This window comes from Streptomyces sp. NPDC104814 (assembly GCF_055583185.1).
The window spans coordinates 1,031,585-1,042,673 of record NZ_JBVJOL010000001.1 but is presented as its reverse complement, the minus strand read 5'-3'; the positions used below and the strand labels follow the sequence as shown (position 1 = coordinate 1,042,673).

Here is an 11,089-nt window from a genome sequence, read left to right as displayed (position 1 = left end):
CGGCGACCGGCTGTCCATGTTCATCGTGGACACCTCACTCCCCGGTGTCCGCGTGGGCGAACCCGACCTGAAGATGGGCAACCGCGGCCAGCTCACCGCCGACGTCCGGCTGGAGAACGTCGAGCTGAGCGACGAGAATCTGCTCGGCGGCGTCGAGGGACAAGGACTGCGTCACGCGCTGGCCACCCTCACCCTGGGACGCATCGGCATCGCGGCCGCCGGTGTCGGGATGGCGCAGGCCGCCTTCGACCACGCTGTGGCGCACCTTGCCAGGCGGCACGCCTTCGGACGACCGGTGGCCGCCAACCAGCACTGGCAGTTCCTGATGGCCGAGCGCGCCACGCAGATCGAGAACGCACGCTCGCTGTATCTCAAGGCCGCCCTGCGCCGGGACGGCGGCGAGACGTTCCCGGAGCCAGCGGCGGCGATGGCGAAGTACTACGGAAGCAGGCTGGCCGTCGACCTGGCCCGCGACGCCGTCCAGGCGTTCGGCGGACTGGGTTTCGCCAGGGAGCTCAGTGCCGACGGTACCCAGGGCCCGGTCGAGGCCCTCTACCGGGACAGCAAGATCGGCGAGATCTACGAGGGAACGAACGAGATCCTCAAGTGGGTCATCGCCCGCACCATCTTCGGCAAGGAGATCACGAAGTGAGCCTTCGGCAAGGAGCAGGCGATCAGGACATGTCCCTGGCCGGCCGGACCATGCTCATGTCCGGCGGCAGCCGGGGCATCGGTCTGGCGACATCTTCATCGACCATCGGCTTTGAGCGCCCCCGCGGAACGGTGTGGTGACCACCGGTCCGGGCTGAGGGTGACCGCCGGTCCGGCCGGCCCCAGGTGACCACCGGTCCGGCCCGAGGGTGACCGCCGGTCCGGACTGAGGGTGACCGCCGGTCCGGTCGCTTCGACGGTGACCGGATACAGTGCGCGAGAGGTCATCCCGGCCAGGGAAGGGAAGCGCGCGCGTGACCGACACCAGCAACACCCGGCCCGCCGAGGGTGAGGCGCGGGCGCCCCGGCCGAGCCGGCTGCGGCGCGTGATGCGCTACCTCCCCCTGGTCGCCCCCGTCCTGCTGTGGGCCGTGCCCTGCGGGGTGCTCCTGTACACCGGCCAGCACTGGCCGCTGCCCGTCACGTCGGCCGGCACCGTCCTGTTCGTCCTCGGCCTCGCCGGTATGCCGCTCGCGATGGCGCGCGGCCACGGCCGGCGTCAGCAGGACCGGGCGGCGATCGTCGGTGACACCCTGCTGGGCGTGAGCTGGGTCCTGTTCACCTGGTCCGTTCTGCTCGGCGTCTTCCTGCGCCTCGCGCTGGCCTTGGCCGGCGTCGGCGGGAGTGAGGACCGGGCCCGCATCGTCACGTGGGCTGTCCTCGGTGTCACCGCCGTCCTGCTCGGCTGGGGGTACACCGAGGCCCGCCGCGTGCCACGGGTGCGCCGACTGGACGTACGGCTGCCGCGGCTGGGCGCCGGACTGGACGGGCTGCGTGTCGTCCTCATCACCGACACGCACTACGGTCCGCTCGATCGTGCCCGCTGGTCGGCGCGGGTGTGCGACCAGGTGAACGCCCTGGAGGCCGACCTGGTCTGTCACACCGGTGACATCGCGGACGGCACGGCCGAACGCCGCCGCGCCCAGGCCGTCCCCCTCGGTACCGTGCGGGCCGCCCATGCCCGGGTGTACGTCACCGGCAACCACGAGTACTACAGCGAGGCCCAGGGCTGGGTCGACCTGATGGACGAGCTGGGCTGGGAGCCGCTGCGCAACCGCCACCTGCTGCTCGAACGCGGCGGCGACACCCTCGTGGTCGCCGGCGTGGACGACGTCACCGCGGAGTCCTCCGGCCTGGCGGGCCACCGCGCCCACCTCGCCGGAGCCCTGAACGGCGCCGACCCCGGTCTGCCCGTCCTGCTCCTGGCGCACCAGCCCAAGTTCATCGACCGGGCGGCAGCCGCCGGCATCGATCTGCAGCTCTCGGGCCACACCCACGGCGGTCAGATCTGGCCGTTCCACCACCTGGTCCGCCTCGACCAGCCCGTCCTCGCCGGTCTCAGCCACCACGGCACGCGGACCCTCCTCTACACCAGCCGCGGCACCGGTTTCTGGGGCCCGCCGTTCCGCGTCTTCGCACCCAGCGAGATCACCCTGCTCGTGCTCCGCAGCCCGCAGCCGCCCACCTCGCCGTAGCACCGGGAGGGCATGCCCCCCCATCACAGGATCGGGAACGGCCGCCCTCCGGCCCGCTGCTGACCGGAAGGCGGCCGTTCCCGAACCCGCGAGAGGCAGGTGGACTCAGCCGCCGCTCTTGCGCCGGAACGACCGCTGGCTCGCGGCCGGACCGTGTGCCGAGCGCACCTTCGACGCATCCGGGTTGGCGGAGACGTCGGCCGCGTCCGCCTGCGCGCCGCGCTTGCGGGCCAGGGCCTCACGGAACTTGCGCTTGAGGTCGTAGTTGCCGTCGCTGTCCGGCGCCAGAGAGGGCGTCTGCGGGGCAGCCGGCTCCGAACCTTCCGGCGATACGGGCTCTGCGGTCATGGTGACCTCCTGGGTCCGGGGGGTGAGCAAGCACAGCTTGTCATGCCGGACGAGGAGCGGGGCGCCGACAACATCATTTGGTCCGTTTCGGCGGGCGCCCCGTCGGCTGTCAGCCGTTGCGCCGCACGAGCGCGGCCTTGCGGGCCTCGGCGAGCTTGCGTGCCTCGCCGGCCTTGCGCGACTTGCCGCCGCTGCCGCGGGAGGGGTCCTTGCTGGTGCCGAGGCCGCGGAAGGGGGCGTTGCCGTTCTTGGGCCGGGGAAAGGCGGACCCTGCGTCGAGGGGGACGCCCGAGGGGGCCTTGGCGCCGGTGATCCGGCTCAGCTCGGCCTCGCCCGAGCGCACCTTGGTGACGGTCGGCTCGATACCGGCCTCGGCCAGCATGCGGCTGGTCTCGCGGCGCTGGCCGGACAGCACGAGGGTGACCACGCGGCCGGATTCGCCGGCGCGGGCGGTGCGGCCGGCGCGGTGCACGTAGTCCTTGGGGTCGGTGGGCGGGTCGACGTTGACCACGAGATCGAGGTCGTCGACGTGCAGGCCACGGGCCGCGACGTTGGTCGCCACCAGAACGGTGATCCCACCGTTCTTGAACTGCGCCAGGGTCCGTGTGCGCTGCGGCTGGGACTTTCCGCTGTGCAGGGCCCCGGCGTGCACCCCGTTGGCCCGCAGATGCCGGGTGAGCTGGTCGACGCCGTGCTTGGTGTCGAGGAACAGCAGGACGCGGCCGTCGCGGGCGGCGATCTCCGTGGTGACGGCGTACCGGTCGGGGCCGTGGACGACCAGCACGTGGTGCTCCATCGTCGAGACCGCGCCGGCGGAGGGGTCGACCGAGTGGACGACGGGGTCGTGGAGGTAGCGGCTGACCAGCTGATCGACGTCGCGGTCGAGAGTGGCCGAGAACAGCATCCGCTGGCCGTCGGGGCGCACCTGGTCGAGCAGGTCGACGACCTGCGGGAGGAACCCCAGGTCGCACATCTGGTCGGCCTCGTCCAGCACGGTGATCCGCACCCGTCCCAGGCGGCAGGCGTTGCGCTCGATCAGGTCGTGCAGGCGTCCGGGGGTGGCGACGAGCACCTCGGCCCCCTCACGCAGCGCGGCGACCTGCCGGCCGATCGACATGCCCCCGACGACCGTGGCCATCCGCAGCCGCAATGCCTCGGCGTACGGCGTCAGCGCCTGCGTGACCTGCTGGGCCAGCTCCCGGGTGGGCACGAGGATCAGGGCGAGGGGCTGCTTCGCTTCCGCGCGCCGCCCGGCCGTACGGGTCAGCAGCGGCAGACCGAAGGCGAGCGTCTTGCCCGAGCCGGTGCGCCCGCGCCCGAGGACGTCGCGCCCTTTCAGGGCATCGGGCAGGGTGGCGGCCTGGATCGGGAAGGGCTCGCGCACCCCGAGTCCGCTCAGCGTCCGCAGCACCGCCTCGGGCAGTGCCGAGTCGGCGAAGGAGACGACCGGACTCGTGGCCGGGGACTGGGCGGCAGCGCCGTGAGTGATGCCGGAGCCATCGGGATGCTTCATGAACAGCCTTCCGCAGGGGAACGTACCGAGGAAGGCCCGGCAGGCTGGAACAGCCCACGCACCAGCGGAACCGACCAAGCAGAATCGCCCACCGCGACGACCACGCAAACGCATGAGACTAGCACAGGGCAGAAACTCACGCCGTCAGGCGGCCCAGTCCGGCAGGCGCGGATTCCTCACTTCCCCAGGGATGTCACACCAGGGGCGCAGTTCCTTGTAGGCCTTCGCCTCGTCGTACGCGGGGTAGGAACCGTACCCGCCGTAGGCCTCGACGAGGGCGATGCACGCGGCTTCCGTCTTGGTGTGCACCGTCCCCGGGTCCAGTTGTTCGGCGCCGTGCGCCGCCGCCTCGTAACAGTTGGTGAGGGCGCCGTGATCGTCCGTCTGGTCACCGCTCGCGGCGGCCTTGTCCAACGCCACGACGGCGTCCGCGCAGTCGCGCGGCATCTCCGTGCCCTCGAAGCCGATCGTCTGGATCAGCTCGTCCACGGCGGCGTCGGCGGCCTTGTCGTGCTTCCCGTAGGTGTAGAAGAGGTACTTGCTGTACGGCAGCCACCACACGCGGTGGCTGCTCTTGCGGGAGCCGTCGTAGTCGGGCAGCACATCCGTGCCGAACGTCCAGCTCATGGCTTTCTTGCCGCCGACTTCGGTCAGTGGCCCCTCCTTCACGGAGATCACCGACTCGTCCGTGACGGTGTCACTGTCCTGGCTCTCCACGGACCACATGGAGCCGGAGCCCGTCTGGCCCTCCTTGATCTCGTCCAGGGTCAGGCTCGGCGCGTAGACAAGGCGTACACCGCTGTCGGAGTTTCCGTGCAGGACGAAGTCGGCACTGGTCGCGTCGGCCGTTGCCGTGCTCTGCGTGGTCTCCGTGGTCCCCCACGGCGATCCGGTGTCCGCAGCCTCGTCGCCCGACCGGAAGAACTCGAGCTCCGAGTCGGCGGGAAGCGTGACACGCAGGCCCCCGAAGAGGGCCACCGGTTCCGGTTCCTGTACGGGTGTTGCCTCGGCACTCGGGCTCTCGGGCGCGGAGGGAGACGGGGCGACCGGGGGCCGGCTCGCCGTCGTCCGCTTCGGCTCGGCCGTCGAGCCGGCGACGGGATGCCGGGCGGCGTCATCCGTCCCGTTGTTGCGGGCCGCCACGGCGCCGGCCACGACGCCCAGCACCGCGGCGCCGGCCACCGTGCAGAGGACAACGCGACGTCGTCGCGTACGGCGCCCGGGTGGTGTGGGCCCTGAAGCAGCGGTAGGCGGTGCCGGGGCATACGAAAACGGGGCGACCGGAGGGACGTCCCGGCGTGCGCCCTGTCCGGTAGGCGACGGCTCTTCGGGAACCAGGGGAAGAAGGGGCTTGGAGGGGAGCGCCGGAGCGGCGATCTCGTCGTCGTGCGCGGGCTTCTCGCCGGCAGGCCCCTCGGTGGTGGAGGGCTCGGCGGGCAGAGCGACGTTCCAGCGCACACGGTCCAGCGGCACGGTGACCTCGGCTCCGGCCCGTTCGAAGGACCGCGTGTAGGCCATGGTGGGGAAGACGGCGGTCCCCGTCGGCCCGTAGACGGCGGCCGCCCGCTCGGCGAGCTCCGCCGCACTCGGTCGCTCGGCGGGGTCCTTGCGCAGGGCGTCATGGACCAGGGGCAGCAGGGCTTCGGGTACGCCGTGGAGCGAGGGCGTGGCATTGATGATGCGGTGGTCGATCCCGGTGGGAGCTCCGAAGGGGTGGGCCGCGGCCGCGGCGTAGGCGACGAGCAGCCCCCAGGAGAAGATGTCGCAGGCCGGGAGGGTGGTGCCGTCGGTGAGTTGCTCCGGTGCCATCCAGCCGGGAGTGCCCGTCGTCACCGATGTCGCGGTGATGGCGGTGGCGTCCAGGTGGTGGGCGATGCCGAAGTCCACGACGCGCGGACCGTCGGCTGCCAGAAGCACGTTGGTCGGCTTCAGGTCGCGGTGGGCGACACCCGCGCCGTGGACGCAGGCCAGCGCGTGGGCGACGGCGGCCGCGAACGTCAGGAGGTTGTCCGCGCGCAGCGGGCCGGTGTCACGGACGTACCGCTGCAGGGTGTCGCCCCGGACGTAGGCGGTCGCCAGCCAGGGCAGCGGAGCGTCGGGGTCGGCGTCGACCAGCGGTACGAGGTAGGGGCCGGTGACCTTGCGCAGCGTGGCGGTCTCCCGGCGGAACCGGGCCCGGTGCGCGGGGTCGTCGGCGAAGCCCTGGTGAAGGACCTTGACGGCGAGGGGACGCCCGCTGCCGGGGTCGATCGCGTAGTAGACCGTGCCCATACCGCCGGTTCCGAGGTGCCGGACCGGCCGGAAGGGGCCGATGCGCTCGGGCAGGTTCACCGGCACGAGCAACGCCCCGATGCCGGGCACGGCCGTACGGACGGCGCCGTCCGTCCGCGGAGACCACACCGCGGACCGTGCTGACGCTTCATGTACCCCCCTGGTGTTCTGCGCCGTCACGACCGATCAGGACGGTGCGGGCGCGGCCGTCTCCGGGCGCCGGCGAACCTGTGGCGGCGGCCGTGCGATGAAGCCCCCCTCATCAGCGGATGACACTCTAATACCGGAACACCCGGCTCCAGACCGGCGACAGAGGAACCGTCAACTCCCCCGACCTGTGACCCCGGGGATCAGCCGACACCTGAGTGTCCTTCGGGCCGGGTGATGACGAGGCCGGCTCCCGCTGCCGGAAAGCGAACCCCTGTCTGACTGAGTACGGTCTGGTTCGGCGGGCGCTGGGGCGGTACTTTCGGCGGCGCGGCGATCAAACGGGCCGTTCGGCCGGTCCGGTGCGGCACCGGGACGTTTCGACGGGTTCAGTGCGGCGCAGGCCGTTCGGTGCGGCGGTCGGCTGCTCGGCGCGTGCCCCGCACGTGGGTGGTCCGCCGCCGTCACCGCGTGTGCGCGGGGACGCGGCGTTCGGCCCGCTCCAGGAGAGAAAGGTTCAGCGCCATGAGTTCCAGGATCCAGCCGACCGCGCAGGTCGACGAGGCCGCGACGATCGGGGACGGGACGACCGTCTGGGACCTCGCCCAGATACGTGAGGACGCGGTGCTGGGCAGCGGGTGCATCGTGGGCCGGGGGGCCTACGTGGGGCCGGGGGTGCGGATCGGGGACCACGTCAAGCTGCAGAACTACGCGCTGGTGTACGAGCCCGCGGTGCTCGGCGACGGGGTGTTCGTCGGTCCGGCGGCCGTGCTCACCAACGACTACTTCCCGCGGTCCGTGGACCCGGAGGGCCGGCTCAAGCGCGGCGCCGACTGGGAGGCGGTGGCCGTGACCGTGGGCGAGGGGGCTTCCCTCGGGGCGCGTTCGGTGTGTGTGGCGCCGGTGCGCGTCGGGCGCTGGGCGCTGGTCGCCGCGGGGGCGGTGGTCACCCGTGACGTGCCGGACTTCGCGTTGGTGGCGGGCGTTCCGGCGCGCCGGATCGGCTGGGTGGGCCGGGCCGGCGTACGACTGGTGGAGCGCGACGGTGAGCCGGGCGCGTGGGAGTGCCCGCAGACGGGCGCGCGCTACGACGAGAAGAACGGCGAACTTTTCGAGCGCGTATGACTTTCTGATTTTCGCAAAACGCCATTCCTCGAACATCCGCAGGCATAACATGTGTGCGTACTGTGGAGGCGGGGCACAGTGAGCACACAATCCAGCGCCCAGGGGGGGTACCGGGTGGGTACATCTGTGTCCGACGCGAGGAGCGAGCGCCGCTCCGGCACCTGACGTCCGACGATCGGCATCCGCGGATCCACATCCGCGCTTCGACGTCCGACGACCGGCGTCCGACGTCTGTTTCCGCCGTGCGGCCCCGTGTCCCGGCGATCACAAGTCTGTGCACAACTGGGGGGTTGGTGTGTCCACACGATGACCACTTCACGTCTCGCGGCGCTCGGCCAGGAGGAGCCGCCGCTTCTCTCCCTCGCCGGGCGGCTCCTCGCGCTCGCCGAGTCGGGGCTGCCGAAGATGCTGCTGCCCGGCGGTGAGGCCTTCGCCTTCACCATGGCGGGGCAGCAGCGCCCCGACGGCTCCTGGGCCCTTGAGCGGCGCGGGATCAGCACCCGGTACGCGGCCATCACCGCGCTCGGTGTCCGGTTCCTCCCCGAGGACCGCCAGCGCGCGGTGCTCGGCGGACGCACGGCCGAGGAGTTCGTCGGTCTGCTGGTCGAGTCGCTGCCCGCGGTGACCAACCTCGGTGACGCGGCGCTCATCGCCTGGGCCGCCGCCGACACCGGCCACCCCAAGCTCTCCGACGCCCTCGCCCGGGTCGAGGACCTGGACACAGCGGGGCGGCCGCAGTACACCGTCGAGGCGGCATGGGTGCTGTCCGCGCTCGCCGCGGCGCGCGAAAGCGCCGACGTGGAGGCCCATTTCGCCGCCGCCCGCACGCGTCTGCTGCGCGCCCGCGTCGGCGACAGCCCGCTGTTCCCGCACGCCACCGGGCCCGGCCTGCTGCCCTGGTACCGGGAGCACGTGAGCTGCTTCGCCGACCAGACGTACCCGCTGCAGGCCCTGGCCCGGGCGCACGCGAGCAGCGACGGCGGAGACCCGGAGGCGCTCGCCGCGGCCGAGGCGTGCGCGGAGCGCATCTGCGCGCTGCAGGGCGAGGGCGGCCAGTGGTGGTGGCACTACGACGCGCGCACCGGCCGCGTCGTGGAGGGCTACCCGGTCTACAGCGTCCACCAGCACGCGATGGCCCCGACCGCCCTGTTCGACCTGGCCGACGCCGGCGGCACCGACTTCGGCGCGGCGATCCGCAAGGGCCTGCGCTGGATGACGGACGTGCCCGAACTGGCCGGTGCCGCGCACCGGGAGCCGGTGATCCTGGACGAGCTCGGCGTGACCTGGCGCAAGGTCTTCCGGGGCGACCCGAAGAAGGCCGTACGCGCCGCCCGCGGGCTCGCCACCCGCGTCGCGCCGAACCTCCGGCTGACGGCTCTGGACCGGGTGTACCGCCCGCTGTCCGTGGACCGCGAGTGCCGGCCGTACGAGTTCGGCTGGATGCTGCACGCCTGGCTGGGGGGCCGTATATGAGCACGCGTCAGTCCCTGTTCGGGGTCGAGCTGGACGCGCTGACCATGGACGAGACGGTGGAGCGCTGCCTCGAAGCGGTGCGCGAGGGCCGACAGCTGGAGATCGGCGTGGTCAACGCCGCGAAGCTGGTGAACATGCGGCGCGACCCGCGCCTCGCCGACGCCGTCACCGGCTGCGATCTGGTCCTCGCCGACGGGCAGGCCGTGGTGTGGGCCGGCCGCGTCCTGCGCGCCCCGCTGCCCGAACGGGTCGCCGGCATCGACCTGTTCCTGCGGCTGCTGGCCGAGGCCGAGACGCAGGGCATCTCCGTGTACTTCCTCGGTGCGAAGGAGGAGGTGCTCGCCGAGATGCTGCGCCGGGTCGCGGTCCGTTTCCCCGGGCTGAAGGTCGCCGGCAGCCGCAACGGCTACTTCGACGACTCCGAGCAGGAGGCGATCGCGGACGGCATCGCCCGCAGCGGCGCCCGGATGCTCTTCCTCGGCATGACCTCGCCGAAGAAGGAGATCTTCACCGCCGCGCACGGCGCCCGCACCGGCGCCCGTGTCGTGCACGGCGTCGGCGGCTCCTTCGACATCCTGGCCGGGGTCACCAAGCGGGCCCCTGAGTCCTGGCAGCGGTGGGGGCTCGAGTGGCTCTACCGCGCGCTGCAGGAGCCGCGCCGCCTGGGCAGGCGCTATGTCACCACCAACGCCTCCTTCCTTCTCATGACGGCGCGCGAGTTCGTCCGGCTCACCCCGTCGCCCGCTTCCGCGAACAGGAGTCACTGATGCGCGTCGTCGTGGTTGGACAGGGTTACGTCGGCCTGCCGCTGGCCGTCCGGGCCGCCGAGGTCGGACACGAGGTGATCGGCTACGACGTCGACGCCCGGCGGATCAAGAGCCTCGCCGCCGGTGAGTCCTTCGTCGAGGACGTCTCCTCGGAGCGGATCCGCGCCGCGCTGGACGAGGGCACCTACAGACCGAGCGATCTGGCGCGCGACTGCGGCGGTTTCGACGTCGCGGTGGTCACCGTGCCGACCCCGCTGCACGAGGGCACGCCCGACCTGCGCTACATCAGGGAGTCGGCGGCCACCCTCGCCCGCTATCTGCGCCCCGGGGCCACCGTCGTCCTGGAGTCGACGACGTATCCCGGCACCACCGAGGAGCTGTTCGCGCCGATCCTGGAGGACGGTTCCGGCCTGAAGGCGGGCGCCGACTTCCACCTCGGCTACTCCCCCGAGCGGATCGACCCGGGCAACGCCGTGTGGGGTCTCCAGCAGACCCCGAAGGTGGTCTCCGGTGTCGACGCGGCCTCCCTGAAGGCCGTGCAGGACTTCTACGGGCAGCTCGTCGACACCACCGTGCCGGTGCGCTCCCCGAAGGAGGCCGAACTCGCCAAGCTGCTGGAGAACACCTTCCGGCATGTGAACATCGCACTGGTCAACGAGATCGCGATGTTCGCCCACCACCTGGACATCGACGTGTGGCAGGCCATCGACGCGGCCTCCACCAAGCCGTTCGGCTTCATGAAGTTCACGCCCGGTCCTGGCGTCGGCGGCCACTGCCTGCCGATCGACCCCTCCTACCTGTCCTGGCGGGTGCAGCGTGAACTCGGCCAGTCCTTCCGGTTCGTGGAGCTGGCCAACGACATCAACAGCCATATGCCGGAGTACGTGGCCCGCCGGATCAGCGACCTGTTCAACCAGCGACGCCGGTCCGTGAACGGCTCGCGCATCCTGCTGCTGGGCCTGGCGTACAAGAAGAACACCGGTGACGCCCGGGAGTCGCCGGCGCTGCGTATCTCCCAGCTGCTGCTCGACATGGGCGCGCAGGTGCGGGCGGCGGACCCGCACGTCGTGGAGGACCTGCCGGTGGACGCACGGCTGGTGCGGGTGGAGCCGGTGCCCGAGGAGCTGGCGGCCGCCGACGTGGTCGTCCTGCTCACCGACCACGACAGCTTCGACTACGAACTGATCGCCGAGTACGCCCCGTTCGTGCTCGACTGCCGTCGGCGCCTGGCGGCCGGCCCCACGATCGAGGTGCTCTGA

At 71.9% G+C, this 11,089-nt stretch carries 9 protein-coding genes; 6 read left to right on the top strand and 3 right to left on the bottom strand.

Annotated features, from left to right (window positions below):
- Positions 1 to 25: 25 nt before the first annotated feature.
- Together ACZ64A_RS04395 and ACZ64A_RS04390 are read left to right on the top strand one after the other, a co-directional pair.
- Positions 26 to 652: an acyl-CoA dehydrogenase family protein gene (locus ACZ64A_RS04395; RefSeq protein WP_469808127.1), complete on the top strand. Its 627-nt coding sequence runs from the start codon at positions 26 to 28 to the stop codon at positions 650 to 652.
- A 313-nt stretch (positions 653 to 965) separates the two neighbouring features.
- Positions 966 to 2,186 (top strand): metallophosphoesterase, encoded by a 1,221-nt coding sequence (locus ACZ64A_RS04390; RefSeq protein WP_469808126.1) that lies wholly within the window; start codon positions 966 to 968, stop codon positions 2,184 to 2,186.
- Positions 2,187 to 2,291: 105 nt separating this feature from the next.
- On the opposite strand, the gene ACZ64A_RS04385 is transcribed toward ACZ64A_RS04390, so the two are convergent.
- From ACZ64A_RS04385 to ACZ64A_RS04375, 3 genes are all read right to left on the bottom strand, one after another.
- Positions 2,292 to 2,534 carry a DUF5302 domain-containing protein gene (locus tag ACZ64A_RS04385; RefSeq protein WP_469808124.1) on the bottom strand — a complete coding sequence of 81 codons (243 nt, stop codon included), beginning with the start codon at positions 2,532 to 2,534 and terminating at the stop codon, positions 2,292 to 2,294.
- 109 nt (positions 2,535 to 2,643) lie between these two features.
- Entirely contained in the window at positions 2,644 to 4,047 is a 1,404-nt protein-coding gene (locus ACZ64A_RS04380; RefSeq protein ID WP_469808123.1) for a DEAD/DEAH box helicase, read from the bottom strand.
- Positions 4,048 to 4,191: 144 nt separating this feature from the next.
- Positions 4,192 to 6,408, bottom strand: a complete 2,217-nt coding sequence (locus ACZ64A_RS04375; protein ID WP_469808122.1) for a serine/threonine protein kinase — start codon at positions 6,406 to 6,408, stop codon at positions 4,192 to 4,194.
- A gap of 582 nt (positions 6,409 to 6,990) precedes the next feature.
- Here ACZ64A_RS04375 and ACZ64A_RS04370 point away from each other — a divergent pair.
- From ACZ64A_RS04370 to ACZ64A_RS04355, 4 genes are all read left to right on the top strand, one after another.
- Positions 6,991 to 7,590 (top strand): acyltransferase, encoded by a 600-nt coding sequence (locus ACZ64A_RS04370; RefSeq protein ID WP_469808121.1) that lies wholly within the window; start codon positions 6,991 to 6,993, stop codon positions 7,588 to 7,590.
- A gap of 306 nt (positions 7,591 to 7,896) precedes the next feature.
- Complete coding sequence (locus ACZ64A_RS04365; RefSeq protein WP_469808119.1) at positions 7,897 to 9,063, top strand: hypothetical protein; 1,167 nt, start codon at positions 7,897 to 7,899, stop codon at positions 9,061 to 9,063.
- A complete protein-coding gene (locus ACZ64A_RS04360) occupies positions 9,060 to 9,830 on the top strand; it encodes a WecB/TagA/CpsF family glycosyltransferase (RefSeq protein ID WP_469808118.1) in 771 nt (256 codons plus the stop codon). Before ACZ64A_RS04365 ends, ACZ64A_RS04360 begins: the two co-directional genes overlap by 4 nt.
- Entirely contained in the window at positions 9,830 to 11,089 is a 1,260-nt protein-coding gene (locus ACZ64A_RS04355) for a nucleotide sugar dehydrogenase (protein ID WP_469808117.1), read from the top strand. Before ACZ64A_RS04360 ends, ACZ64A_RS04355 begins: the two co-directional genes overlap by 1 nt.

Excerpts from the sequence above, each read along its gene's own strand:
- ACZ64A_RS04385 (WP_469808124.1), bottom strand. The coding sequence starts at position 2,534 with ATGACCGCAGAGCCCGTATCGCCGGAAGGTTCGGAGCCGGCTGCCCCG.
- ACZ64A_RS04380 (WP_469808123.1), bottom strand. The coding sequence starts at position 4,047 with ATGAAGCATCCCGATGGCTCCGGCATCACTCACGGCGCTGCCGCCCAG.
- ACZ64A_RS04370 (WP_469808121.1), top strand. The coding sequence starts at position 6,991 with ATGAGTTCCAGGATCCAGCCGACCGCGCAGGTCGACGAGGCCGCGACG.
- ACZ64A_RS04365 (WP_469808119.1), top strand. The coding sequence starts at position 7,897 with ATGACCACTTCACGTCTCGCGGCGCTCGGCCAGGAGGAGCCGCCGCTT.
- ACZ64A_RS04360 (WP_469808118.1), top strand. The coding sequence starts at position 9,060 with ATGAGCACGCGTCAGTCCCTGTTCGGGGTCGAGCTGGACGCGCTGACC.
- ACZ64A_RS04355 (WP_469808117.1), top strand. The coding sequence starts at position 9,830 with ATGCGCGTCGTCGTGGTTGGACAGGGTTACGTCGGCCTGCCGCTGGCC.